General features: G+C 62.2%; 23 protein-coding genes. 15 read left to right on the forward strand and 8 right to left on the reverse strand.

Annotation, left to right across the window (positions count from 1 at the left end):
* The 9 genes from J0M27_RS18005 to J0M27_RS18045 form a co-directional block, all read left to right on the forward strand.
* Window positions 1–638 (forward strand): Tim44-like domain-containing protein (locus tag J0M27_RS18005; RefSeq protein ID WP_294994984.1); only part of this gene is annotated, 638 nt, incomplete at its 5' end.
* Window positions 639–684: 46 nt separating this feature from the next.
* The gene (locus J0M27_RS18010; RefSeq protein ID WP_294994987.1) at window positions 685–1554 is read left to right on the forward strand and encodes a universal stress protein; all 870 of its coding nucleotides are present in this window, start codon (window positions 685–687) and stop codon (window positions 1552–1554) included.
* A gap of 31 nt (window positions 1555–1585) precedes the next feature.
* Complete coding sequence (locus J0M27_RS18015; protein WP_294994990.1) at window positions 1586–3241, forward strand: cation:proton antiporter family protein; 1656 nt, start codon at window positions 1586–1588, stop codon at window positions 3239–3241.
* A gap of 52 nt (window positions 3242–3293) precedes the next feature.
* Window positions 3294–5003 (forward strand): cation:proton antiporter, encoded by a 1710-nt coding sequence (locus tag J0M27_RS18020; RefSeq protein WP_294994993.1) that lies wholly within the window; start codon window positions 3294–3296, stop codon window positions 5001–5003.
* Window positions 5000–5917, forward strand: coding sequence for a universal stress protein (locus J0M27_RS18025; protein ID WP_294994996.1), 918 nt, complete (start codon window positions 5000–5002; stop codon window positions 5915–5917). The genes J0M27_RS18020 and J0M27_RS18025 overlap by 4 nt, the downstream gene beginning before the upstream one ends.
* Window positions 5914–6837, forward strand: a complete 924-nt coding sequence (locus J0M27_RS18030) for a sodium:calcium antiporter (RefSeq protein WP_294994999.1) — start codon at window positions 5914–5916, stop codon at window positions 6835–6837. Before J0M27_RS18025 ends, J0M27_RS18030 begins: the two co-directional genes overlap by 4 nt.
* On the forward strand, window positions 6834–9527 hold the full coding sequence (locus J0M27_RS18035; RefSeq protein ID WP_294995002.1) for a calcium-translocating P-type ATPase, PMCA-type: 2694 nt from the start codon (window positions 6834–6836) through the stop codon (window positions 9525–9527). Before J0M27_RS18030 ends, J0M27_RS18035 begins: the two co-directional genes overlap by 4 nt.
* Before the next feature lie 209 nt (window positions 9528–9736).
* Complete coding sequence (locus J0M27_RS18040; RefSeq protein WP_294995005.1) at window positions 9737–9964, forward strand: type II toxin-antitoxin system prevent-host-death family antitoxin; 228 nt, start codon at window positions 9737–9739, stop codon at window positions 9962–9964.
* Between the two features lie 11 nt (window positions 9965–9975).
* Window positions 9976–10389: a type II toxin-antitoxin system VapC family toxin gene (locus J0M27_RS18045; protein ID WP_294995008.1), complete on the forward strand. Its 414-nt coding sequence runs from the start codon at window positions 9976–9978 to the stop codon at window positions 10387–10389.
* 113 nt (window positions 10390–10502) lie between these two features.
* Here the strand turns inward: J0M27_RS18045 and J0M27_RS18050 are convergent, their stop codons facing one another.
* The 4 genes from J0M27_RS18050 to J0M27_RS18065 form a co-directional block, all read right to left on the reverse strand.
* Window positions 10503–11228 carry a DUF3750 domain-containing protein gene (locus J0M27_RS18050; protein WP_294995011.1) on the reverse strand — a complete coding sequence of 242 codons (726 nt, stop codon included), beginning with the start codon at window positions 11226–11228 and terminating at the stop codon, window positions 10503–10505.
* Between the two features lie 140 nt (window positions 11229–11368).
* Entirely contained in the window at window positions 11369–11692 is a 324-nt protein-coding gene (locus tag J0M27_RS18055; protein WP_294995014.1) for a toxin-antitoxin system HicB family antitoxin, read from the reverse strand.
* Complete coding sequence (locus J0M27_RS18060; RefSeq protein ID WP_294995016.1) at window positions 11682–11939, reverse strand: type II toxin-antitoxin system HicA family toxin; 258 nt, start codon at window positions 11937–11939, stop codon at window positions 11682–11684. The genes J0M27_RS18055 and J0M27_RS18060 overlap by 11 nt, the downstream gene beginning before the upstream one ends.
* 203 nt (window positions 11940–12142) lie before the next feature.
* A complete protein-coding gene (locus tag J0M27_RS18065; RefSeq protein ID WP_294995019.1) occupies window positions 12143–12862 on the reverse strand; it encodes a DUF599 family protein in 720 nt (239 codons plus the stop codon).
* Between the two features lie 233 nt (window positions 12863–13095).
* On the opposite strand from J0M27_RS18065, the gene J0M27_RS18070 reads away from it, so the two are divergent.
* From J0M27_RS18070 to J0M27_RS18085, 4 genes are all read left to right on the forward strand, one after another.
* The gene (locus J0M27_RS18070; protein ID WP_294995022.1) at window positions 13096–13329 is read left to right on the forward strand and encodes a hypothetical protein; all 234 of its coding nucleotides are present in this window, start codon (window positions 13096–13098) and stop codon (window positions 13327–13329) included.
* Complete coding sequence (locus J0M27_RS18075) at window positions 13316–13579, forward strand: type II toxin-antitoxin system RelE/ParE family toxin (protein ID WP_294995025.1); 264 nt, start codon at window positions 13316–13318, stop codon at window positions 13577–13579. Before J0M27_RS18070 ends, J0M27_RS18075 begins: the two co-directional genes overlap by 14 nt.
* A 64-nt stretch (window positions 13580–13643) precedes the next feature.
* On the forward strand, window positions 13644–15137 hold the full coding sequence (locus tag J0M27_RS18080) for an AAA family ATPase (RefSeq protein WP_294995028.1): 1494 nt from the start codon (window positions 13644–13646) through the stop codon (window positions 15135–15137).
* Window positions 15138–15259: 122 nt separating this feature from the next.
* Window positions 15260–16591 (forward strand): hypothetical protein, encoded by a 1332-nt coding sequence (locus J0M27_RS18085; protein WP_294995074.1) that lies wholly within the window; start codon window positions 15260–15262, stop codon window positions 16589–16591.
* A gap of 175 nt (window positions 16592–16766) precedes the next feature.
* On the opposite strand, the gene J0M27_RS18090 is transcribed toward J0M27_RS18085, so the two are convergent.
* From J0M27_RS18090 to J0M27_RS18100, 3 genes are all read right to left on the reverse strand, one after another.
* On the reverse strand, window positions 16767–18560 hold the full coding sequence (locus J0M27_RS18090; protein ID WP_294995031.1) for a 3'-5' exonuclease: 1794 nt from the start codon (window positions 18558–18560) through the stop codon (window positions 16767–16769).
* A gap of 231 nt (window positions 18561–18791) precedes the next feature.
* A complete protein-coding gene (locus tag J0M27_RS18095; protein WP_294995034.1) occupies window positions 18792–19529 on the reverse strand; it encodes a DUF2786 domain-containing protein in 738 nt (245 codons plus the stop codon).
* Between the two features lie 187 nt (window positions 19530–19716).
* Window positions 19717–20220, reverse strand: coding sequence for a hypothetical protein (locus J0M27_RS18100; RefSeq protein WP_294995037.1), 504 nt, complete (start codon window positions 20218–20220; stop codon window positions 19717–19719).
* Between the two features lie 165 nt (window positions 20221–20385).
* Between J0M27_RS18100 and J0M27_RS18105 the strand changes: the two genes are divergently transcribed.
* Together J0M27_RS18105 and J0M27_RS18110 are read left to right on the forward strand one after the other, a co-directional pair.
* Window positions 20386–21927, forward strand: coding sequence for a Fic family protein (locus J0M27_RS18105; protein ID WP_294995040.1), 1542 nt, complete (start codon window positions 20386–20388; stop codon window positions 21925–21927).
* 487 nt (window positions 21928–22414) lie between these two features.
* Window positions 22415–23485 carry a virulence RhuM family protein gene (locus J0M27_RS18110; RefSeq protein WP_294995043.1) on the forward strand — a complete coding sequence of 357 codons (1071 nt, stop codon included), beginning with the start codon at window positions 22415–22417 and terminating at the stop codon, window positions 23483–23485.
* 49 nt (window positions 23486–23534) lie between these two features.
* Here the strand turns inward: J0M27_RS18110 and J0M27_RS18115 are convergent, their stop codons facing one another.
* A complete protein-coding gene (locus J0M27_RS18115; RefSeq protein ID WP_294995046.1) occupies window positions 23535–24737 on the reverse strand; it encodes an ammonium transporter in 1203 nt (400 codons plus the stop codon).
* Window positions 24738–24919: the final 182 nt, after the last annotated feature.

A 24919-nucleotide genomic window follows, 5' to 3' on the forward strand; every position in this document is an offset into this window, starting at 1 on the left:
GTATCGGCCTCGCCGCCCTGTTCTCGCACCTGGGCCTGGGCGAAGGCATGGCCAACATCGCGATGATGTTGCTGCTCGGCGCGGCCGTCTTCTTCGCCGTGCGCTGGTTCCTCGGCAGGCGCCAGCCCGCCGCCACGCAGCCGGCCATGCAGTACGCCGGCGCCGGCGCGGGCAATGCGGCACCGGCCAACTTCACGCCGGCGCGATTCGAAAGCTCGGGCGCCGGCGGCGGCGCTGCGGCAACGGCCACGGCATTCGCGGCGAACATCCCCCCCGACTTCGACGCCGAAGGCTTCCTGCGCCAGGCCAAGCTCAACTTCATCCGCCTGCAGGCCGCCAACGACCGCGGCGACATGGAAGACATCCGCCAGTTCTGCAGCCCCGAAATGGCCGCCGAAATCCAGATGCAGTTCCAGGAGCGCAATCAGCTCGCGCAGGAAACCGATGTCGTCCAGCTTGATGCCGAACTGCTCGATGTCAGCACCGAAGCCAACTGCGCGCTGGCCAGCGTGCGCTTCTCCGGCCTGATCCGCGAGGAAGCCAATGCCGCGCCCGAAACCTTCAGCGAAGTCTGGCATTTGAGCCGGCCGGCTGACGGCAGTCGCGGCTGGAGCATCGCCGGCATTCAGCAAAGCTGATCGCCGGGAGTGGGGTAACATGAAGCAGGTACATCGGAGACACGACATGAACTTGAAACGAATCCTCGCCGCCACGGACTTTTCCGCGCTGGGCGATGCCGCAATCCATCGCGCCATCGTTCTGGCGGCGCGGGAAGAGGGCGAACTGGTGATTCTCCACGCCATGCCAAAGCCGTCGGTGCTGGAAGATGCTTTTGGCATCGGCGGCGACCTGCCGACGCGCATGCGCGCCGTGGCCGGGGACAGGCTCGCGTCCCTGGTCGATGCCGCGATGCAGGCCGGCGCTCGCCGGGTCCGGGCGGAAATCGCCGAGGGCCCGGCGCACCGGGCGCTGGCGGATGTGGCCGAAGGTTTCCATCCCGATCTGCTGGTCATCGGTGCCCACGGCAAGGGCCTGTTGCAGCAGTTTTTTCTTGGCGGCACGGCATCCCGCATCCTCGTCCGCGCGGCCTGTCCGGTACTGGTCGTGCGCCGCGAGCCCGCGGGCGACTATAGCCAGGCGCTGGCGGCGGTCGATCTGGGGCCGCGTTCGGAGGCCGTGCTGCGCGCGGCGATCATCGTGGCGGCGCGGGGCGGTATCACGGTGGCCCATGCCTACCAGGCGCCCTTTGAGGCCAAACTGCGCTACAAGGGATTCTCCGCCGAGGACATCGCGCGTTATTCGGAGCCCGAAGCACAAACCGCGCAGAGAAACGTCGCGGCGCTGCTGGCGGATCCCGATCTTGCCGGGCTTGACCTGACAGTCCGCATCGCCCACGGCCACCCCAATCCGGTGCTGTTCGATCTGGCGAACGAAATGGGCGCGGAACTCATCGTCGTCGGCAAGCACGGCGGCTCTCGCCTGGAAGAGTCGGTGATGGGCAGCATCACCCGGCTGCTCGCCTACTACGCGCCCGGAGACGTTCTGATAGTCTGACCGGTCTTTCATCCCATACCAGGGCGGAGCCATGCACGGGGTCTTTGGCGAGTTTGCCCTTTTGCTGTTGATGGCGGCGGCGGCGGGCGCGTTTGCGCTCTGGTTGCGCCAGCCGGTGCTGATCGCCTACATCGCCATGGGCATCGTCGCCGGGCCGGCCGTGTTGGGTGTCGTCACGGCGCACGACCAGATCGACCTGCTGGCCCAGGTCGGCGTCGCCGTGCTGCTCTTCGTCGTCGGCCTCAAGCTCGACCTGCAGCACATCCGCCACATCGGCCCTGTCGCGCTGGCCACCGGTCTCGGCCAGCTGAGCTTCACCATCGTCATCGGTTTTTTTCTCATCCTGGCGATGGGCAAGGGCTGGGTCGAGGCGCTCTATGTCGCCGTGGCGCTGACCTTCTCCAGCACCATCATCATCGTCAAGCTGCTCTCCGACAAGCGCGAGATCGACTCCTTGCATGGCCGTATCGCGGTCGGCTTCCTGATCGTGCAGGACCTGGCGGTGGTGATCGCGATGATGGTGATGAGCGCCCTGCGGGGTGATGCCGGCGAGGGATCGCTGCTGGCGCTGGCCGGCTCGCTGACCTTGCGCATCGGCATTGCCGGCCTCGGCCTCTACCTGCTGATGCGCTACGTCCTGCCTAGGGTGGTCGACCGCATGGCGCAGTCGCAGGAGCTGCTGCTGATCTTCGCCATCGCCTGGGGGACCGGGCTGGCGTCGCTGGGCGAATGGGCGGGCTTCTCGAAGGAGGCCGGCGCCTTCGTCGCCGGCTTTTCGCTGGCCTCGACGCATTATCGCGATGCCATCAACGCGCGGCTCACCGGCATCCGCGACTTCCTGCTGCTGTTCTTCTTCATCGACCTCGGCGCCAAGCTCGACTTTTCCACCCTCGGCGGGGAAGTCTGGCCGGCAATCGTCCTGTCGCTGTTCGTGCTGATCGGCAATCCGCTGATCGTCATGGCCATCATGGGCTACATGGGCTACCGCAAGCGCACCGGCTTTCTCTGCGGCCTGACGGTGGCGCAGATCTCCGAGTTCTCGATCATCTTCGTCGCCATGGGCATTTCGCTCGGCCATGTCGGCAGCGGCGCGCTGGGGCTGACCACGCTGGTAGGGCTGGTGACCATCGCCATGTCCACCTACATGATCCTGTATTCCCATCCGCTTTACGAGAAACTCTCGCCCTGGCTCGGCATGTTCGAACGCAAGCGCCCGCATCGCGAACTGGCCGTGGCCACGGAACGCCACGACCTGCGCGAGGCCGATGTCATCGTCTTCGGCCTCGGCCGCTATGGCAGCCGCCTGGCGCTCGGCCTCAGGGATGCCGGACTCAAGGTGCTCGGCGTCGAGTTCGATCCGGAGGTGGCGCGCAGCCTGCGGCGGCATGGCCTGCCGGTGCGCTACGGCGACGGCATCGCCGGCGAGTTCCTCGAAAGCCTGCCGCTCAAGGACACGCGCTGGGTGGTCAGCACCCTGCCGGACCTGGCCTCGAACCGGGATCTGCTGCGCGGCCTGCGGGAACTGCATTTCACCGGCGAACTGGCCGTCGTCGCCCGCGAGGAATTCGACGGCGCCCCGCTGAAGGCGCTGGGTGCGCCGACCATCCTCTATCCGATGCGCAACGCCGTCGATTACGCGGTCGAGGCCCTGACCGCGATCATCAGGAACAAGGAGGCGCCATCATGAGTCGCATCTGCAACACAGTACCGACAGCAATCACCATGAGCACATAAGCCGCATGGATCATCTGGTTCAAATAATCCTGCTGTTGGCAGTGAGCGTGATGGTAATGGTCGCCTTTCAACGGCTGCACATCCCATCCAGCCTCGGTTACCTGCTGGTCGGGCTGATCCTCGGGCCCCACACCGTCGGGCCGACGGTGCATGTGCCGGAATTCAAGGTGTTGGCCGAGTTCGGGGTGGTTTTTCTGCTCTTCTCGATAGGGCTCAATTATTCGCTGCCGCAACTGCATGCGATGCGCCATCAGATTCTCGGGCTCGGGACGGCGCAAGTCGCGTTGACCACTGCCACCGTAACCGTGCTGCTGTGGCTTGCCGGCCTGGACGCCGTCGCAGCCTTTGTCGTCGGCGCCGTCTTTGCGCAGTCGTCCTCCACCATCATCGGCCGTCAGTTGGCCGAACAGGGCGAGGACACTACCCCGCATGGACGGCTTGGCCTGGCCATTTCGGTCTTCCAGGATGTCACCGCCGTGCCGTTTCTGGTGGTGATTCCAGTGCTGGGCGCCGCCGTCGGAATCGACCACTTGGCGGGGGAACTGGGCTGGGCCATGGCCAAAGCCGTGATGGCCTTCGCCCTGGTCTTTTATGCGGCACGGTGGGCCCTGCATCCGCTCTTTCACATGATCGCCGAACGTCGTTCCGCCGAACTATTCACCCTGACGGTGTTGCTGGTGGTGCTGGCCGCCGCCTGGACTACCAGCAGTCTGGGCTTGTCTCTGGCATTCGGCGCCTTCCTGGCGGGCATGATGCTCGGCGAAACCGAGTTCCGGCATCAAGTCGAATCGAGCATTCGTCCGTTTCGCGATGTGCTGCTCGGCCTTTTTTTTGTTGGCGTCGGCATGTTGATCGACCCGGCGTCGCTGCCCAGGATCTGGCCTTGGGCGCTGCTGGGCACCTTACTGCTCCTGCTCAGCAAGATCGTCGTAGTCGTCCTGATCGTGCGCCGCAGCGGCATGGATGTGATTGCCGCATGGCGCACCGCTCTGCTGCTGGCGGTAGGCGGTGAATTTGGCTTCGCGCTGCTGACCATTGCACTCGATTCAAGCGCCATCGATCCGGACATCGGCCAGATCGCCCTCACGTCCGTCCTGTTCTCGATGATCGCAGGCGTATTCCTGATCCGTTATAACCATGTCATTGCCCGCTGCCTCGCCAGGTCCGACGCAGAACCCGCCCCGCTCAATGCGCCGCTGGCCGCCCAGCCCGCCCCCCAGGTGCTGATCGGCGGGTATGGTCGGGTGGGTCATACCATCGCGGTGCTGCTTAAATCCAGCGGTGTGGAATTTGTCGCCTTTGATACCGATTCGAAACGGGTGCAGCAAGGCCGGGCTGATGGCCACCCCGTGCTTTACGGCGACATTGCCGACCCGGAACTGCTGGCTGCTGCCCGGGCTGAATTGGCCAGTTTGGCGATCATCACCGTCGACGCCCATACCGCCGCCTTGGGCGCCATCTCGGCGCTGCGCAGGCATTGTCCGCATGTGCCCGTGATCGCTCGCGCCCGCGATCTTGAAACCAGTTCAGTCCTGATCGACGCCGGGGCCGTCCATGCCTATCCCGAGGCAATTGAGGCCAGCCTGCGACTTGGTGCGACGGCGTTGCGAATGTTGAACATCCCCACCGCCGATATCGACCTGATGCTTCAGGATATCCGTGACTGGGATTACCAGCCCTTGATCGAGAACCCAGTAAAGGAGACTGTCAAATGAAGACGCCCCAAACGATCCTTGCCGCCACGGATCTTTCGGCACCGGCCCGCCATGCTGTCGAGCGCGCCTTCTACCTGGCTGCCGGTAGCGGCGACGACCTCTACATCCTGCACGCGATGGAGCTGGATGCCATTGACGGTCTGCGCGAGATGCTGGGAGACGACCTGCATTCGGTGAAGGCGGCCCTGAACGGCGATGCGCGCACGCGCCTCGACCAGTTGACCGGCGATGCGGCGATCAATCGCGGCGTCGCGGCGCGAACCCGGGTCGCCGTGGGAAATCCGCTGGTCACCATCATCGACGAGGCCGACGCGCTGGATGCGGGCTTGCTGGTTCTCGGCGCGCGCGGCGAGTCCTTCCTGCGCCATGCACTGCTAGGTTCGACCGCGGCGCGCCTGCTGCGCAAGACCTCGCGGCGGCCGGTGCTGGTGGTAAAACAATCGCCCCATGAGGACTATCGCAGCGTGCTGGTGGCGGTGGATTTCTCGCCCGTGTCGATACAGGCGATCCACATGGCAAGACGGCTGGCGCCCGCAGCCGACCTCGTCCTGCTGCATGCCTTCGAACTGCCCTATGAAGGCAAGCTGGCCCTTGCCGGCGTGGAGGCGCAGTTGATCCGGCAATACATCACGACCGGCAGCGAAATCCGCCGCAAGCGCGTGCATGAACTGGCGGCCGCAGCCGGACTGGCGCCGACAGATTACTCGGCGCGTGTCCTTCATGGCGCCCCTGCGCAGCAGATCATCGCCATGGAGCAGGAATACGACTGTGACCTGCTTGTCGTCGGCAAGCACGGCTCGCACATCGCCGAGGAACTGCTTTTGGGTAGCGTGACCAAGCATGTTCTCGCCGAAGCGCAAGGCGACGTGCTGGTCATCTGCGACCCGCGCGATCCGCCCGAAGAATCGCCGTGACCGATCTGGTGCAGATCATCGGTGCCGTGCTGCTGGCGGCCGGCGGCGGCGAAGTCTTCCTCAAGTCCATCCTGGGCGCGGCACTCCATCTGCGCGTGCCGAAAATGGTGGTGGCCACCACGCTCGCGGCCTTCGCCACCTCCAGTCCCGAACTTACCGTGTCCTCCGTTGCCGCGCTCGCTGGCCAGCCGGAGATCGGCCTGGGCGATGCGCTGGGCAGCAACGTCGTCAATATCGCGCTGATTTTCGGCCTCGCCTTGCTGTACGGCGCCGTGCAGACCACGCGGCAGGATTTCGGCCGCGATTACTACCTGGCCCTTGCCGTCCCCGCGCTGACCTTCGTCCTCGTCTTCGACGGACGGATCGAAGGTGCCGAGGCCTTGCTGCTGCTGGCCGTATTCCTTGCCTGGCTGGTGTGGACCGTGCGCAGTGCCCTGCGCAACAGATCGGATGCGGTAAATGTCGAAGCCGGCGAATTGTCGGCGGGAAGCAGCCTGCTGCTCGGCGTGCTCGGCCTCGGCGCACTGATCGCCGCCGGTCGCCTGTTCGTTTCGGGCGCGACGGGCGTCGCCGCCGCCTTCGGTGTCGACACCTATGTGATCGGCGTGCTGCTGGTGGCAATCGGCACGTCGCTCCCGGAACTGGTTACGGTGATCCTGTCGCGCCTGCGCGGCCACGACGATGTCGGCGTCGGCACGCTGGTCGGCAGCAACCTGTTCAACGGCCTGGCCATCGTCGGCGTCGCCGGCACGATCCATCCGATATCCGTGCCGTTTGCCGAAGTGGCACTGACATTGGCTTGCGGCATCGTCGCCTTGCTCCTGCTGCGCCCCAATCGCGCCGGCCTGATTACCCGCGGACGTGGTTTCATGCTCCTCGCCCTCTACGCCGGCTTTGTCTGGGCCACGCTTCGCTCATGAACACGCAAAAACCACTTCCGGTGCTCCCATGGCACGCACTGCCGGCCACCCAGGTCACCCGGGAGTTGGCTACCGATGCGGCCGGCCTGACGGCCAACGAGGCCGCCGCGCGCCTCGCCGCGCACGGCCCCAACCGCCTCGCCGAGAAGCCGCCGCGCCCGGCCTGGCGCAAGTTTCTCGACCAGTTCAGGAACTTCCTGGTCATCGTCCTGCTCGGCGCTGCGGTGCTGGCCGGCGCGGTCGGGGAGCTCAAGGATTCCATCGTCATCGCCGTCGTCGTGCTGCTCAACGCCACGCTCGGCTTCTTTCAGGAGCACCGCGCCGAGGCGGCGCTGGCGGCGCTGAAGAACATGCTGGCGCCGACGGCACGGGTACGGCGCCGCATTGGCAACGTCAGCGAGGTGTGCCTGATCGACGCGGCCGACCTGGTGCCCGGCGACATCCTGCTGCTCGAAGCCGGCGACCGCATTCCCGCCGACGCGCGCGTGCTCTCGGCGCACAGCGTCGAAGTGGCCGAAGCCGCGTTGACCGGCGAATCGCAGGCCGTGGCCAAGCTGACCGAAGCGGTGGCCGAAAAGTCGGCGCTGGCGGAACGGCACAACATGCTGTTCATGAACACCGTGGTGACGCGCGGCCGTGTCGAGGCCATCGTCACCGCGACCGGCATGGCGACCGAGATGGGCAAGATCGCCGGGCTGTTGGCGGAAACCGCCGAGGGCGAGACGCCGCTGCAGATGCAGCTCGACGGGCTGGGCAAGCGGCTGGCGCTGATCGCCAGTGTCGTCGTCGCGCTGATGTTCGTCATCGGCTTGATGCGCGGCGCCCCCCTGTTGCAGACGGCGATGACCGCGATTGCGCTGGCCGTCGCCGCGATTCCCGAAGGCCTGCCCGCGGTGGTGACCGTCACCCTCGCACTCGGCATGCACCGCATGGCGAAACGCAACGCCATCGTCAAGAAGCTGGCCGCGGTCGAGACGCTGGGCTGCACCACGGTGATCTGCTCCGACAAGACCGGCACGCTGACGCTCAACCAGATGACGGCGCGGACGCTCTACTGCAACGGCCGGCGCCATGCCGTCAGCGGCGAGGGCTATGGCGGCGAAGGCAGCATCGAGGAGCCGGGCGACCTGCGCGGCGACATCCGCCATGTCCTGTTGCCGGCCGCGCTGTGCATCGATGCGCGCATCAGGGATGGCGAACTGATCGGCGATCCGACCGAAGGCGCCCTGCTGGCGCTGGCCGCCAAGGCCGGGCTGGATGTCGGCGAGGCGCTGGAACACCTGCCGCGCATCGCCGAGATCCCCTTCGATTCGGCGACCAAGTTCATGGCCACTTTCCACCATGAAGGCGATCAGGTGCGGCTCTGCGTCAAGGGGGCGCCGGACGTGCTGCTGGGCTTGTCCAGCCACCATCTGGCGGACGACGCGGCCTTGCCGCTGGACGAGGAAACGCGCGCCCGCTTCGCCGCCGAGAACGAGGCCCTGGCCGACCAGGCCCTGCGCGTGCTGGCGCTGGCCGGGCGCGTGATCCCCGCCGAGGACTTCGATCCCGGCGGCGACCTCGTCCCGTGGGTGCGCGAACTCACGCTGCACGCCCTGGTCGGCATCATCGATCCGCCGCGTGCCGAGGCGCGCGAAGCCATCGCCACCTGTCGCGCCGCCGGCATCCAGGTCAAGATGATCACCGGCGACCATCGCGTCACCGCCGCCGCGATAGCCCGCGAGCTGGGCCTCTCGGGCGAGGCGCATGAAGGCCGCGAGCTGGACGGCCTGACCCAGGCGGAAATCGCCGCGCTGGTCGAGAAGAGCGCCGTCTTCGCCCGTGTCGCGCCCGAGCACAAGATGCTCATCGTCGAAGCCCTGCAGGCGCAGGGCCATGTCGTGGCGATGACCGGCGACGGCGTGAACGATGCGCCGGCGCTGAAGACGGCCGACATCGGCGTGGCCATGGGCATCACCGGTACCGAAGTGACCAAGGAAGCCGCCACCCTGGTACTGACCGACGACAACTTCGCCTCGATAGTGCGCGCCGTCAGGGAAGGCCGCACCATCTACGACAACATCGTCAAGTTCGTACGCTTCCAGCTGTCGACCAACATCGGCGCCATCCTCACCGTGCTCGGCGCGCCGCTGCTGGGCTTCGCCACGCCCTTCACGGCGATCCAGATCCTCTGGGTGAACATCATCATGGACGGCCCGCCGGCGATGACCCTGGGCGTCGAACCGGCGCGGCCCGGCATCATGCAGGACAGCCCGCGCAGCAAGGACGCCGCAATACTTTCCCCGCAGCGCATGTGGCGCATCGGGCTCTACGGCGCGACGATGGCGGTCGGCACGCTGGCGGCCTACGGCTGGGCGCTGGCGGCTTCCGGCGAGGCCAAGGCGATGACGCTGGCCTTCACCACCTTCGTGCTGTTCCAGTTCTTCAACATATTCAATGCACGCGCCGAATACGGCAGCGCCTTCAACCGCCAGTTCTTCAGCAACGGCAAGCTGTGGTTGGCGCTGTTCGCCGTGGTCGCCCTGCAAGTCGTCGCCGTACATTGGGGGCCGGCCCAGCTCATCTTCAAGACCGTGGGCCTCACCCCCGTCGAATGGGCCGTGGCGGTCGCGGTCGCCTCATCCACGTTGTTCCTCGAGGAGGCGCGCAAGCTGCTGCTGCGCCTGTTCCAAGCCACGACCAACCGATAGGGCAGCGCCATGTTGCGATCTGCCGCATCCGGCGAAAGAACGTCACCCCGGACTCCAGTCGTGTTCCGCGTAAAGAAAAAGGGGCCAGGCCCCTTTTCCCTCTTTTCCCCTTCTTTTCCCTTTCTTCCATGCTTTTCCATGGCTTGCCAACTGGCAATATCAGGAATGAACATGCATAATTACATCATTCTGTACATCCGGAGATTGCGATGAGACAAGCCACCTTCACCGAAGTGCGCAACCACGCCAAGACTTATTTCGACATTGTCGAATCGGGCGAGTCGGTGCGTGTATTGCGCAATGGCAAGCCCATCGCCGACATCGTGCCGGTCGCCGCCGATCTTCCTTCCTGGAAACGGCGCAAGGCCCAACCGCTGGTACTCGACGGCGTGTCGGTCAGTCGCATGATTCTCGAAGAGCGCGACGCCGGCGTGTAAGGAAGGCTGAAATGCGCGTCTTCTTCGACAGCTCGGCTTTCGTCAAACGCTATGTCAGTGAAGCCGGCACCGAGGCCGTGCTGGCATGGTGTGATCGCGCCAGCGAAATAGGCCTTTCCGGCATCGCCTTGCCGGAAATCGTCTCGGCCTTTTGCCGCCTGCGCCGCGAAGGCAGGATCGACGACACCCAGTATCGTCAGCTCAAGTCGCTGCTGCTGGCAGATATCGAGGATGCGGCGATGTGCGACCTCAGCCCCGAAGTCCTGGCCCGGTCGATTGCCAGCCTGGAAGCCAATGCCCTGCGCGGCATGGATGCGATCCATGTCGGCAGCGCCATCGCACTCAAGGTCGATGTCTTCATTTCCGCGGATCAGCGGCAACGCGATGCCGCCAGTCGGGCGGGGCTGCGTGTCGAAGGGGTGTGAATCTCCCCGTCCGTGAGCGGACAAATCTCCAACCCGCATCGCGCTGGCCGAAAGAAATAGGGGCCCGGCCCCTTTTTCCTTTTGCGCGCTTCGCGCCCGAACGGCAGCCCGCGTCAGCCTCCGGGCTTGGCAAGGCCGACGCGCCCGAGTCCGGGAAGGCGCAGCGCCGGGCGCGCGACGTCGATGCCGAGCGATAGCCCGAGCAGATTGAGCTCGATGCCCTCTTCGGCGGCGACGAGAACCCCGGCGAGGCCGAGCACGGAAAGCTGGACGCCGGTTCCGCTGGGCGCGGACGCGATCGCCGAAGTGAGCGGCAGGTAGTCCTTGCCGACGGCATTCGCCGGCAGGTCGAGCCGCAACCCGGGAATCTCACGCGCGACATGCGCGACGAAGGTGTTGCTGTTCGGCCCCGGCCAGGTGCGGTAGGTGTCGGCGTAGGGATACTGGCGCACCGCCTCTTCGATGCGGCCTATCAAGGCCTCGACGCCCTCGCCGCGGCGGTCGGCCAGCAGCACCGGCATCGATCCGTACCACAGCGCGTCGGGACCGAGGTAGTCGACCTGGACATAAGGCGCCCCGCTCCACCTAACCACATCGTAACGCGTGAAGGCCGGCGCGCCGGTGCGCTTGGTGACGATCCAGGAGTGCACCCCGAAGGCGCCGCGGCGGCCGAACGCCGGCGCGGCAAAGACCTGGACGATCGGCTCTTTGACCTTCGCCGGGTCGGGCGACAGGCCGGTCGGTGTCAGCGCCGCTTCGCTCCACGACACCGTCGAGGGCGAGTGAAGGGCAACGCTGATCGCCGGCGGAACGACGAAAAGGGCCGCGATCAGCAGCATGAACACTATCGGACGACGCGATTTGGGGCGCAAGCGTGGATTCTCGGGACTGAAAAGTGAAAAGTGAAAAGGGGCCAGGCCCCTTTATCTTCCATAGACCTGCCCGCGGATCCGGTAATCGGTAATCGCCGGGTTCCGCTTCAAGCCGCCAGTTTTGCGCTCGCCAGCCGGTTCAGGCTGACGCCTTGCTCGGCGGCCTCGGTTGCCAAAGCGCGATGCACCTGCGGCGGAATGCGCACCCGGAACTCCCCGCTGTAGTGCTTTTCCGCCAGCGGTACGGGAATGTCCTCGTCCGCCGCCTGCATGTCGGCCACAGCATCAGCCACGACCCGCCGGATACCCTTCAATGCGGCTTCGGGGGTCTTCGCCAACCAGGACAGCGACGGAAATTCGGCGCATAGGCCGACGTGTTCGCCGTCCTCGGCGGACCAGGTGACGCGGTAGGTGTAATGATCAACGCTCATTGCGCAGCCCTTCCAGTTTGTCGATTGCAAGCAGTACCTGCCTGACCTGATAGGCCTTGGCCTTGCCTTTGTCGTCCTGGATGTTGATCCGCGGATCGCCCACCCAGGGCGTCTTGAAAATGGCGTGGCTGGTGCCCGTCTGGCGCGACTTCCCGAAATACGCCTCGCACAACTTCTTCAGATCGGCGAAGCGAACGTTGTTCGGCTCGCGTCGCATCTGGTCGAGGATTTTGCTGGAAGACGCCATGGATCAATGGTACCAATAGCGGCACCACATTTCAACCGGGACCCCGGTGCTTCCGGATGATGACGGCAGCGGTCTGGCCGGCCGTGCTCGAAAAGTCGGCGCCGGCGCTACGGCGACCATCCCCAAACGCGCACGACCTTCGCCCCGTCATTCCGGCGCACGCCGGAATCCAGGCTTTGCGGTGTACGGCCGCCGCCCCCACCTCAGGGCAGCTCCTTCCCCGTCACCGGCCCGGCCAGCGTGGCCAGCGTCGCCGAACGGCTGTCGCGCCAGTAAAGCACCGCCACCACCCAGGACGCCGCCAGCACGAAGGCCCACGGCTGGATGAACCACGCCAGCGCCGCCAGCCCGAAAAAATACGCGCGCAGGCCGCGGTTGAAGCTGGCGAAACCGTGCGTCACCATCATCGCCGCGCGCGGCGCGAAATCGGCCCGGTCCGGCGCGTCCTTCTCCGCCGGCATCGGTGCCGAGGCGAACAGCATCAGCGTGAAGTTGAACTGGCGCAGCGACCAGGTGAACTTGAAAAAGGCGAACACGAAAATCCCGATCAGCACCAGCAGCCGCACCTCCAGCGTCTCGCGCGACGACACGGCGATGAAGCCGATGCCCGAGACCATCGCCTGCACCCGATCCACCGCGCCGAGGCTGCTGATCAGGCCGGCGATGATGAACAGCGTGGTGGTGATGAACAGGTTGCAGCTGCGCATCACCGTCTGCAGCACCACCGTGTCGGCGATGCGGTTTTCCCGCTCCAGCACCCGCCGCATCCAGCGCAGCCGGTACTCGTGCAGCACGCTGGCCAGCTCGCGCGTGCCCCAGCGGCGATGGTCCGCGTACCAGGCGTAGCCGACCCAGCAGAGAAAGAACCAGCCCAGCGCCAGCATGTCGGGCAGCGGCAAGATCGACGTCAGGGAGAAGGCCATGGTGGTCCTTGTGGGGAGTGGGGGGCTTGCCGTGCGGGGTTGATTGTAGGCGCTGGGGTTGGATTTTCCCGGTGCGTTGGTGGGCTGGGGCAGGAGGCGCAGTTTGGAGATGCGGGGTTGCGGTGGAATCAGTAGCTGTGAAAAGTCGGCGCTGGCGATACGGCGACTCGATGCCTTCGGGAATCGGGCTTGGTGGTATGCTGTCAAAACATCAAGACGTTTTGGAGGTAACCATGAGCACAGAAGCCATCCGTTCCACGTTGTACCTTGAACCCGGGCTGCACCAGGCGTTACGCCTCAAGGCGGCGACCGCACACCGCTCAATGTCGGAAATCGTCAACGACGCCGTCCGCGCATCGTTGCGGGAAGACGAGGAAGACCTCGCCGCGTTTTCCGGCCGGGCGAAAGAAAAGACCATGAGTTACGAGCAGTTCCTGGCGAAGCTGAAAGCCGATGGCGCGCTATGAACTGAGGTTCAAGACCTCCGTCGCAAAGGATCTGCGGGACGTCCCGAAGACAGACCTGCGCCGTATCCTGGAACGGATCGAAGCATTGCGCGACGATCCCCGTCCCGCCGGCTGCGAAAAGCTTTCCGCCCAGGAGCTCTACCGTATCCGCCAGGGGAATTACCGGATTCTTTACGAAATACTGGACTTGGAGGTGATCGTGGAAGTCGTAAAGATCGGTCACCGGCGCGAGGTTTATCGAACTCGATAAAAAGGTTAAGTGAAATAGTCACCTGATACGACTAAACAGAAATCATCTTTCAAGGTGGACCTCTATGCCCGATACATTACAAATATTGGCCGACGCTATAGCAGCTGGCACGGCAACGACAGACACAGAAATTCTGGCTGCCATGCGTGGGGTTTTTGGCGAGCGGTTCCATAAACGCTCAGGCCAACACCTTGAACATGAGAGGCCACCATTTATTCGCAATGCCTATGGAAGAGGCGGTGGAGAGACCGAGCATGTTGCCTATGCGGGATTTATTAATCCAGACAATCCACCCAGCGGACCTTATGGTGGTACCAGCTTAGTTTGGTTTCCGCGTGAAGAGGGGTGTTTAATCGACTTTGGGATTGGCACCCGCGGCCTGAGTCCTGACGAAGGGATTCTGACCCGCCCTGGTCATAGGCGTCGAATTTCCAGCCTGAGACGTTACTTGGTGAGCAAGGGTGTCCCGATTGCTTGGGCGCGGCAGGATCCCGCTACTATTGGTGTGCCGGTGCCGGATTTAATCACCAAGCAGTTACCCGCTTGGGAGCCAGTATTCAAGCGTTACAGCAACGAACTTTACTGCCTTGCTGTTGTGCCAAAGGACGACCCAGTCAAGGCACGTTTGATCGTTCAAGCCTTCCTTGATCTTTATGCCTATGAACGTGGTTGGGAAGTTCTCAAAAGTGCCCAAGACGAGTTCAACCAATTCATCGCCAGCCTCAACGCGATGTGGTTCTCGAATCCGCAGGTTGACGAGATCGGAAGCTTGCTCACTCGCCGCCGCTTTGTGGTCCTCGAAGGGCCTCCCGGCACAGGTAAATCAAGGGTGGCCGAGCAGATATTGCGCGAGACTTATGATGGCAATGGCCTAATCACTCAGTTCCATCCTTCCACTACCTACGAAGACTTTGTCGCGGGACTGTCTCCGGATGTTGCTAACGAAAGCTTGCGCTTTGCGGCACGGCGCGGTCATTTGATGGAAGCCGCGTCCAAGGCCAACGAAAAACCGGCTTTGCTCGTGGTGGACGAAATCAACCGAGCTGACCTTGGACGTGTCCTTGGCGAAGCCATCTATCTGTTCGAAGCAGAGTCAGGCGCTCCACGGTCGGTTCGCTTGCCACACGCTATCGATGGGGAGCAGACATTCAGTTTGCCAGCGAATCTCCATGTCCTGGCAACGATGAACACGGCTGATAGAAGCGTAGCTCGTATGGACTTGGCCATCCGCCGGCGATTTGCCTTCGTCACGATGATGCCGGACCGCCAAGTTGTGCAGAGGCTCAGCACACCAACTGGCCTAACGCTCTTCGACGCTTTGTGTGATGTTTTCCTAGAGTTCGCTCCTGATGACGCACTAGCGCTTTTGCCTGGTCACTCATATTTCATCGTTTCAGACCAGGACGAAGCAGCTTTAAGTATTCGTTTGCGTCACGAATTATTGCCGCTTATCGATGACTATATTCGTGAGGGATACCTCGGCCCAGCAACCGCTGCACTTCATGCTGTCCGAAATCGAATAGCGGATGCCGCCCAAGTGAGCAGCGAAGTCGCCTAAGAATGGCCACCAACAGCGCCTCCAAGCGCCGCGCTGGGGCATACCGAGGTAGCTCTGCGCGAACACGCGCAGCAGATATTCACCTCAGTCGGGCTCCCGAATCGCGCACTTTGTTGCATGGTATGGATTGTGGTTCGCCCATCGTTGTAGCCCCGGCCCCATATATTGCTGCGACCCGAGAACCGGGCTGGGGCGCCTACTTAGATGGCTTCCTTGCCAGAAATCGAGAGGCACTTCGCGCATTAAGTCTTGAACCCCGAATTGTTTCCGGGCGGGATGGAATACGTCTTGAGCTACAACCTGGGCTTCGTGCTGGCGCAATTCCGCTGCGGTCCGCGGTCACAGGTCAGGTCGCGGGTGGAGTTGTCGTCAATCCACGCTTCGGTTGGCCTGGTGTCGGGCAAGTGCTGTCGGCGACTGGTTGGGGCAGTGGCCCGGAATTTTTGAGTCTGCCGTTAGTGCCTGGAAGTGGCCGCGAAGTGCCGCCTTGGGTATTAGCCGGACCGGTGCTCCGGCGTCTAAAGGAACTGTTGGCAAATCTCCGTCCCGGTTACGTTGAGCGAAACGAGGTACGCAGTCACCCCCGAGGACAAATTCAGTGGCAAACCTACTTAACTCGGCAACTTCCGTCCGGACGCTGGCATCACCTTCCGTGTCGTTTTAGCGAAATCGATACGGACTCTCGGTTGCGTCAGGCTGTTCGCTGGACGCTTGAGCGATTGCATTACGACTTGGGGGCAGTAGGAGGCGGAGATCAAATTGCGCTTTCGCTCATTGGACAGATCATTCTCCTACTTGAACAGGTAATTGATGTTCCAGCACGCCGACCACTACGAGGCGAACTTGAGCGGGATATGGGCGGTGGATCCATGACATCGCTGGCCCTGCTTGAAGGATTGCGCGCTATGAGTTGGATCGTCGATGAGCGTGGTCTTGGTGGTGGCCGCACTTCAGATGGTCTAGCGTGGACTCTTCCACTTGAGCAGTTGTGGGAACGCTATGTTGAAAGCCTGTTGCGAGCGGAAGCTGGTCGGACCGGCGGTCGAGTTCGTGTTGGCCGGTCGGGAGAAACCGTCGTACCTCTAGCTTGGGATGATCCTAGTCACAGGGCATTAGGACATCTTGTGCCCGATTTTGTTGTGCATCGGCCTGACGGAATTGAGATCGTAGACGCCAAGTACAAATCCCATTTCGCTGACTTGGATGCGAATCGATGGTCAGCATTGGCAGAAGAAACACAAGCATCAATGCGAGCGGATCTGCACCAGGTGCTGGCATACGCGGCAACAGCAGGTTCTTCCGACAAAATTCGAGCGACCTTGATTTACCCTGTTCGTCGCAATCTGTATGAAGACCTGGAGCAACGTGATCGCGCTGAAACCAAAGCGTTAATTTCGGTCGGTTCGCGCCAAATTACTCTGAGCATGAAGGCAGTGCCTTTTGGCATTACCTGACTAGCGTTTGAGGCGACGTCATGCAGTTCGCCATCACCCACCGTTCTCATACGCTCTCCGCGCTGATCGAGATCTTGTATATGGTCAGGTCGGAGCGGTCATATTTATCTTCGGACGCCGTGTCGCCAGCGCCGACTTTTCGCAGAGTCCGCGCGAAAGCCGTGATGCAAGTCCCTCAGGCGTTCTGGGCCCCGGTCACAATCAGCTGCGATGTTGCCCGCGTCATCGCAACGTAAAGCAGACGCGCGTCTTCTTCCGTTGCCTTGTCCGGCGTTGGCAGCAGGCCCGCGCCGGGTATTACGATGATCGGGTACTCGAGTCCTTTGCTGCTGTGGAATGGCAACAGCTTGACGGTGTCCTGGCTTTCACCAAACGAGACGTCGTCCTTCCAAGTGTTGGGAATACCCCCTTTCCGCAATTCCTTGCGGACGGTCGTACATATCGGCTCATAGTGCCGATACAGGATTGCCATGTCGCGCCACGGCGTGCCTTTGGCATGCTCTTCCTTCAAGCGCTCCGCTATCCATTCCCCTTCCGCCTGCAACGTCGGCAGCTTCACCACCATGGGCGCTTTGCCGTGGCGGCCGGCCGAAATCGGAACGAGGCGCGGGATGCCGTCTTCCCCTGCGTCGCTTGCCTTGAGTAGCTCGCTTGCGAATTGCGCGGCGAACTCCAGAATTTCCTGCGTGTTGCGGTAGTTGACTTTGAGGATCGTCGTGCGGCCCTGCGCCTGTATGCCGACGCTTTTGAAACTGAAGTTCTTCTGTCGCCCAGCTTCGTAGATCGACTGTGCATCGTCGTAGAGGACGAGCAGCGAATTGCTGTGCGGGTCGACCATCTGGACTACGAGCTTCAGCCATTCGGGCCTGAAGTCGTGGCCTTCGTCGATCAGAACAGCTTCATATTGGGCCGGGGGAATCTGCCCGCGCTCGACGGCGCGGATGACCGCCTGGACCATCTCGGCCATAAGTGCGTTCTTGTCTTCCTGATGGTTGGCGAAGTTGACGTTGTAAGTACTCAACTGGCTGCGGCACCAGCTGTGGAATGTTCGGACATGCACCTTGTCCGCGACACCCTTGCTCGCCATCCAGTGAACCAGTCGTCCCGCCAGCGTCTTGTTGTAGCACAGCACCAGGATCGGTTTGGCGCACACCTTGGCGAGTTGCTCGGCGCGGTAGCCGAGAATCAGGGTCTTCCCGGAACCCGCGACGCCATGGATTACCCGGTGACCTTCACCGAGGCTCCGTGCCAACTGTTCTTGCTGAAGATCCATCACCCGCATCAGGTCCGGGATTTCAACCGCCTCCAGCTCTTCCTTCTTGAAAAGTCCTTCCTGCATATTCGGCAAACGTATCTCGGGGAACAAATGCCACCGGATGCGATCAAGTTGTGGCAGGGTCAGGTTGCCGGGGAAGCGGACCGAGAACATTTCCCAAAGCCGCTGCTGAAATGCTTCCATTTCCACGGACTCGGTCATTTCGTCCTGGCAGATCACCCGCTGCGGCTCGATGACCTCCGCGAGACCTGAGCTTTCGAAAGTCCGTCGCGAAATATTGGCGAGTACCACGCCATAGGCCCATGGAAAAGTCAGCCGTCCTTCCATCTTGCCGCTGGAAAGCGTCAGCTGCTTGTCGCGCGCCAAAACGCCGACTACGGCATGGGCGTATTGGCGGGCCTGTTCTAGCGGATTGAGGACATGCTTGAGTCCTTGGGGGGTGAGAATTGCCGCGTCAGATTTGGTGATCGACTGGATGGTGTCCGGCTTCCAGTCCTTTACTTCCAGGATCAGCAGGCCGCGCTGGGGATGCAGGACGATGAAATCGGGATGACAGTTCGTGGGACCGACAGGAACGTCATACCAACACAGGTAATCCCCTTCGAGCTTGGCTTCGAGGCGCTGTGCGAAGCGACGCTCGCCCGGCGTCATGCGCCCCGCGCAGGTCCCATAGCTTGGAATCAGTGTTGCCACTTGGAATTCCTGATTTTTCTTGTCGAGAATGACGTTGTGATTCTACATGCAGCGCGGAAATTGACGCCGTTGTTGCCCGGTCATTGCGGCCGTGGGCGCTTAATGCGGCAGCGTTGCCCAATTAAGTTCGATCATGGTCACTTTAGTCCTAGCTTGAAAAATCGGCGCTGGCGACACGGCAATTCCTGGATCCAAGAAGCAAATCACTCTGAATCTCCCTTCCGAATCGCCTCAGCCGCGCGCGTGTCCCTGCCCACTCTTGATCGGTTTCGCAAACCCAACCTGATCACCCGCCAGGCTGCCCTTGTGCGCCGCCAACTGGTCGCGCACGGTAATGCGCGAGTGCTTGTATTTCGGCGAACCGAATTCCGCATCGCGCTTCGCCAGTTTGTCGGTGATCAGCACCAGCGCCACGCCGGTTCCCTGGCGGGTGGCGGCGGCGGCGAACTCGGCGTCGCGCTCCCGGCGCAGGTCGCGCATCCGGGATGACAGGCGCGCCGCCATGCCCTTGCGGAAATCCTCCATGTCGCTGCGGTTCCATTCGGGATGCTGCCGGTGCGCGGCATTCAGGGCCTCCCAGACACTGGCTTTGAGGTATCCCACCAGCCACTGGGCAAATAGCGTGTCGGCCCGCTCGCCATAAAAGCCGACGCCATAGCCCTGCGCCGGATCGTAGTGCAGGCGCACGATAGTGTCGGTGAAGTTGGCGACGCCGGTGCTGATGAATTGAAACCACTTCGGGCAACTCTTGGCGGGATTCTTCGGCGGGCCGTAGGCGTGAAAGGCCTCGGCCCAATCGAAATCGCTCGCCGCATTGGTGCTGGCTATCTCGGCCTGCTCGATGCCGAATTTGCGCATCAGCGCTTCGGCCTGGGCCAGGGCGCGCTCGGCCTCGTGGCCATTGCCGCGGCCGTCCATGGCCACGGCCATCAGCTTTTGCGCCTTGCGGATCGCCTGTTCTTTATCCATGGTGCGGCGATCGCGTCGTCATTCAGGCGGTCTCGACACACACGGGTTTCCGCTGCACGGCGGGCGACGCCGCTGTCCGGTTCCGCGGCTGCCTGGATTCCGGCGTTCGCCGGAGTGACGGGGTTGATGAGCGGGGGTGACGTCTGTCGCCATGATCGTTACCCTGCCCGCCATTGCCGCCGGCGCCTCATTCAGGCCGTCGAAAACCGGCATCGATCCAGGCGCAGGCGCTGGTCTTGTTGAGCTTGAACCCGCTGGCCACGCGGACCCGGGCGAGCTCTTCGCCGGCGGCATCGTGGGCAGCAAGCAGGGCGTGCGGATCGTCGTCGTCGGGCACGATGTCGAGCGTGACGCTGATTCGCCCGGCGGCGGCGTTGATCGTGACGCTCTGGTGCAGCGTGGCGTGAAGTTGCTGCACCTGGCGCTGGCGGAATTCACCGGCCGTCTTGACCAGGGTGTTGAAGGCCGACGCATCGAGCGGCTTCGGATTCTTCTTGTCGCGCCCCATGGTCCAGGGGCCGACCAGCGCCGGCTCGGATTCGCCGTCGAGGATCATCTCGACGGCCCAGCCCTCGTCGTCTTCGTTCTTGACGATGCGCGCGGTCCAGCCGTTGTTGCGCCAGAGGCGCGCTTCCTGGATCAGATCGGGTTCATCTGCCGCGATGGCGTCGTTGGTTTCATTCGTTATCATTGGTGGATTTTAAGTCAACAAAACAATTAAATGGGACTTTAAGCGGTAGCAATGCCAGAGTAACGAAACAAGGTAATAGCAAAGTAATTGCATTAGTGAATAGTAAAGTGAAAATACCTGCGATACCATAGTAAATCTGACGGCATTTCCATTGGAATCGCGGCCATGAAAAACCCCAGGATGGTGACAGCGCTCAAGCTGTTGAAAAAGCTGCAAGACAAGCATAGCGGCGTCGTCGAAAGTGCCGATCTCCCGGCGGAGAGTCGGAGTCTGCTGGTTACCACAGGCTTTTTGCGCCAGGTCAGCAAAGGTTGGTATGTGTGCTCTAACCCGAAGGATGCCCAGGGAGACAGCACCTCCTGGTATGCCAGCTTCTGGGCATTCCTCTCGGGTTACCTGCGCAAACGTTTCGGCAAGCGCTACTGCCTTAATCCAGAGGCGTCTCTGCTATTGCAAACCGGCGGCACCGTGATTCCGCCGCAGGTCACCGCGGTAACCAAGGAGTCAGGAAACTCCGTGCTGGGCTTGCCCTTCGATACCTCGCTGCTGATGTATCAGGACGAACGGCGGGTGTCGACGTCCCGTATCGAAGTTCAAGGCTTGCAAGTGCTTCCGCTGCCCGAAGCCCTGTGCCGCGTGCAACCCAGGTTCTTCGTGTCGAATCCGCGGGAGATCGAGATTGCACTGGCTCAGATTCGGGATGTATCCGAACTGCTGACGACACTCCTGGCCGACGATGGCCTGCCAACTTCGGCCGGGCGTCTGGCTGGCGCCCTGGCTCAAGCAGGCCGCCAGGGCGAGGCCGACCGGATCGTCAATACCATGGGCAAAGCCGGATTCAAAGTGGCCGTGACCAACCCGTATGCGGATATCCCCGGGTTCGCCCCCACCATCGGCCTTACCCGGGATCGCTCCCCCTATGTGTTGCGGCTGAAATCGATGTGGGCGGGCTGGCGGGAAGATGTCCTCTCCATCTTTCCGCCCCCGCCCGGCTTATCGGCAGACGCCGCGGGCTACCTGCAGCAGGTGCAGGATCGCTATGTGGCAGATGCCTACAACTCGCTGTCCATCGAAGGCTATCAAGTAACCGATGCGCTGATTGAACGGGTGGCCCGAGATGGCTGGAATCCGGATGACAACCCGGAGGACACAGCCAGCAAGGATGTGATGGCCGCCCGGGGCTACTACCAGGCCTTTCAGGGGGTCAAGCAAACCATCCATGATGTTCTTGGTGGCGAGAACGTCGTCGATGCCGTGAAGCGAGCCCACCACGAATGGCATGCGGAGCTCTTTGCTCCGGCGGTAGCGCTGGGTATCGTGAAGGCGCATGAGCTTGCGGGCTATCGAACGGGCCCTGTATTCATCCGCAACTCGCAGCACTCTCCTTTGCCCAAAGATGCCCTCCTGGATTCGATGGAGGCACTATTTGATTTGCTTGGCAATGAGCCGGCACCGGCCGTTCGCGCTGTGCTTGGGCATCATCTGTTCGTGTTCATTCACCCTTACTTCGATGGCAATGGCCGGCTCGGCCGTTTTTTGATGAACGTGATGCTGGCTTCGGGCGGCTATCCATGGACGGTAATTCGAATGAAGAGTCGAAACCGATACATGGAGGCTCTGGAAGATGCCAGTGTCAAAGGCAACATCAAGCCCTTCGCACAATTTGTGCTGGACGAAATGAACGATTGGAGTCCGGAGAAAAGTTGAGGAAGCACTGAATAAGCCGTCACACCGGCGAAAGAACGTCACCCCGGACTCCGATCCGGGGCCGGTGTGCAGTGCCATGACTCTTCATGACATGGCTCACCCCATGAGCCTCTGTCCGCTTAACCTTGGTGTTCATGAGAAATCGAATTGCGTTCTCTTGAACAGTGTGGTCGTAGTACGGCGCATATACTATGGTCATGAAGGCAATTCGTGCTACTGCTGCTTTGCGTTCTTTATGAGAACAACCTCTATGGCGATTGTTAGCTGCGGATACCTGAAGGAGCTGAGGTATGAGTGAGCCAGCGCAATGGTGGGTACAAACTGTCACCCCCCTTTCAGAGACGCAAGCTTACGAGAAAATCGTAAGGTTGAAACTCTGTGTCAGGACATCAACCCGTGACAAAACGTCACGTCTTGACCATTTCGAGGGCATGCTCGAAATGGTTCCGGTGGAACCTGTGAACGCATTGAGCTACGGGAGTTGGCCATGAAAAAGCCGCCCAAAGGCCAACCCCAAAACTATTTGGTTGAACCTGCCGAAATGGTTTCGACGGAGTTTCTGCTTTACCAGACGGAAGACGGACAGACCCGCATTGAAGTGCGTATGGTGGGCGAAACGGTTTGGCTCAACCTCAACCGGATGAGCGAGCTATTCGGCCGCGACAAATCAGTGATTTCGCGCCACATAAGGAACGTGTACGAAGAGGGTGAGTTAAGCCGCGAGGGAACCGTTGCAAATTTTGCAACGGTTCAAAGCGAAGGCGAGCGTAGCGTTGAGCGGGACATCGAACATTACAGCCTCGACGTCATCATCTCCGTTGGCTACCGCGTCAAGTCCCTTCGCGGCACCCAGTTCCGCATCTGGGCGACACAGCGCCTGCGTGAATACCTGATCAAGGGTTTTGCGATGGACGACGAACGCCTCAAGGTGGGCGGCGGCGGACGCTACTTCGACGAACTGCTGGCGCGCATCCGCGACATTCGCAGTTCCGAGAAAGTCTTCTGGCGCAAGGTGCTGGAAATTTACGCTACCAGCATCGACTACGATCCGGTCGCCGAGACTTCCCAGCAGTTCTTCGCCACGGTGCAGAACAAGATGCACTGGGCAGCCCATGGCCATACCGCAGCCGAGATCATCAATCAGCGTGCCGACGCGGCTCAGCCCAACATGGGGCTGACCGCCTGGCAGGGAATCAAGCCGCGCAAAGCCGATGCCGAAATCGCCAAGAATTATCTGGCGGTGGATGAACTGGATACGCTGAATCGCATCGTTACCTTCTACCTGGAGTTCGCCGAACTGCAAGCCATGAACCGCCGGGCCATGACCATGGCCGACTGGATACGAAAGCTCGACGATTTTCTGCGCCTCTCCGAGCGCGAAATTCTCACCCACGCCGGCAAGGTCAGCAGCGATGCGGCTCTGAAGAAGGCGCATATCGAATACGAGAAGTACCGCCAGAGCATCATCGAACTTCCCAGCTTGGTCGAACAGCACTTTGAGGAAGCGGTGGACAAGACAAAACGGCTTGCCAAGGCAAAGAAGGTGGGTACGCCGTGAGCTACGAGGGCAACTGCCGGCTCGGCGATCTATTCTCCAGTCGACGACGCTACCAAAGCGTCTCCCGCTCCGCGCTCGCCGATATCTTGTGGATGGTCAAATCGGTGCCGTTGAATTCGTCTTCGGCATCGAGGCGGATGCCGACGGCGGCTTTCAGCGTGCCATAAACGATCAGGCCGCCGCCGAAGGCGATGCCGATGCCCAGCGCCGTGCCGGCCAGCTGGCTCATGAAGGCGACGCCGCCGAGGCCTCCCAGACTTTTCGCGCCGAAGATGCCGGCGGCCAGCCCGCCCCAGGCGCCGCACAGGCCGTGCAGCGGCCAGACGCCGAGCACGTCGTCGATCTTCCAGCGGTTCTGCGTCAGGGTGAACATCACGACGAAAAGGCCGCCGGCGACGCCGCCGGTGATCAGCGCGCCGATCGGGTGCATCAGGTCCGAGCCGGCGCAGACGGCGACCAGGCCAGCCAGTGGGCCGTTATGCACGAAGCCGGGGTCGTTCTTGCCGGCGACCAGCGCGACCAGGGTGCCGCCGACCATGGCCATCAGCGAGTTCATGGCGACGAGGCCGGAGATCTTGTCCAGGGTCTGCGCGCTCATGACGTTGAAGCCGAACCAGCCGACGATCAGGATCCAGGCGCCCAGCGCAAGGAAGGGGATGGAGGACGGCGGGTGCGCCGAGATGCCGCCGTCCTTGCTGTAGCGGCCGCGCCGGGCGCCGAGCATGAGCACGGCGGCGAGCCCGATCCAGCCGCCGACGGCGTGCACCACCACCGAGCCGGCGAAGTCGTGGAACTCCTCGCCGAAGCTGGACTTGAGCCAGCCCTGGATGCCGTAGGCCTGGTTCCAGGCGATGCTCTCGAAGAAGGGATAGACGAAGCCGACCAGCATGACGGTGGCGGCGAGTTGCGGGCCGAAGCGTGCGCGCTCGGCGATGCCGCCGGAAACGATGGCCGGGATCGCGGCGGCGAAGGTCAGCAGGAAGAAGAACTTGACCATGTCGTAGCCGCTCTTCTGCACCAGGGTTTCGGCGCCGGCGAGGAAATTCACGCCGTAGGCGATGCCGTAGCCGATGAAGAAGTAGGCCAGGGTCGATGCCGAGAAGTCGCAGAGGATCTTGACCAGCGCATTGATCTGGTTCTTCTTGCGCACCGTGCCCAGTTCGAGGAAGGCAAAGCCGGCATGCATGGCCAGGATCATGATGGCGCCGAGCAGGATGAACAGTACGTCGGCGGATGTCTTGAAGTTCTCCATTGTGGTGCTCCCCTAAGTCTGATTGCACGAATGGGAGGCATCAAAGCAATGAGCGTTCCCGCGACGGAAGCTGTTTTGAATCATGGGAATGGGAAAACGGCTTGGCGGGAGACGCACCGTGTTGGTGCCGATGTGGCCGTGGTTGCACCGTGATGGGGAGGGATAAGGGTGCAGGGCTTCGA

Source organism: Sulfuritalea sp. (assembly GCF_017302275.1).
Taxonomy (GTDB): Bacteria; Pseudomonadota; Gammaproteobacteria; order Burkholderiales; family Rhodocyclaceae; genus Sulfuritalea.

Coding starts and splice junctions, on each gene's coding strand:
- J0M27_RS18055 (WP_294995014.1), bottom strand. CDS start 11,692: ATGAGCGTTGATCATTACACCTACCGCGTCACCTGGTCCGCCGAGGAC.
- J0M27_RS18065 (WP_294995019.1), bottom strand. CDS start 12,862: ATGGCCTTCTCCCTGACGTCGATCTTGCCGCTGCCCGACATGCTGGCG.
- J0M27_RS18095 (WP_294995034.1), bottom strand. CDS start 19,529: ATGGATAAAGAACAGGCGATCCGCAAGGCGCAAAAGCTGATGGCCGTG.
- J0M27_RS18100 (WP_294995037.1), bottom strand. CDS start 20,220: ATGATAACGAATGAAACCAACGACGCCATCGCGGCAGATGAACCCGAT.
- J0M27_RS18060 (WP_294995016.1), bottom strand. CDS start 11,939: ATGGCGTCTTCCAGCAAAATCCTCGACCAGATGCGACGCGAGCCGAAC.
- J0M27_RS18035 (WP_294995002.1), top strand. CDS start 6,834: ATGAACACGCAAAAACCACTTCCGGTGCTCCCATGGCACGCACTGCCG.
- J0M27_RS18105 (WP_294995040.1), top strand. CDS start 20,386: ATGAAAAACCCCAGGATGGTGACAGCGCTCAAGCTGTTGAAAAAGCTG.
- J0M27_RS18050 (WP_294995011.1), bottom strand. CDS start 11,228: ATGCTGCTGATCGCGGCCCTTTTCGTCGTTCCGCCGGCGATCAGCGTT.
- J0M27_RS18010 (WP_294994987.1), top strand. CDS start 685: ATGAACTTGAAACGAATCCTCGCCGCCACGGACTTTTCCGCGCTGGGC.
- J0M27_RS18020 (WP_294994993.1), top strand. CDS start 3,294: ATGGATCATCTGGTTCAAATAATCCTGCTGTTGGCAGTGAGCGTGATG.
- J0M27_RS18085 (WP_294995074.1), top strand. CDS start 15,260: ATGGATTGTGGTTCGCCCATCGTTGTAGCCCCGGCCCCATATATTGCT.
- J0M27_RS18115 (WP_294995046.1), bottom strand. CDS start 24,737: ATGGAGAACTTCAAGACATCCGCCGACGTACTGTTCATCCTGCTCGGC.
- J0M27_RS18070 (WP_294995022.1), top strand. CDS start 13,096: ATGAGCACAGAAGCCATCCGTTCCACGTTGTACCTTGAACCCGGGCTG.
- J0M27_RS18045 (WP_294995008.1), top strand. CDS start 9,976: ATGCGCGTCTTCTTCGACAGCTCGGCTTTCGTCAAACGCTATGTCAGT.
- J0M27_RS18075 (WP_294995025.1), top strand. CDS start 13,316: ATGGCGCGCTATGAACTGAGGTTCAAGACCTCCGTCGCAAAGGATCTG.
- J0M27_RS18025 (WP_294994996.1), top strand. CDS start 5,000: ATGAAGACGCCCCAAACGATCCTTGCCGCCACGGATCTTTCGGCACCG.
- J0M27_RS18040 (WP_294995005.1), top strand. CDS start 9,737: ATGAGACAAGCCACCTTCACCGAAGTGCGCAACCACGCCAAGACTTAT.
- J0M27_RS18080 (WP_294995028.1), top strand. CDS start 13,644: ATGCCCGATACATTACAAATATTGGCCGACGCTATAGCAGCTGGCACG.
- J0M27_RS18015 (WP_294994990.1), top strand. CDS start 1,586: ATGCACGGGGTCTTTGGCGAGTTTGCCCTTTTGCTGTTGATGGCGGCG.
- J0M27_RS18110 (WP_294995043.1), top strand. CDS start 22,415: ATGAAAAAGCCGCCCAAAGGCCAACCCCAAAACTATTTGGTTGAACCT.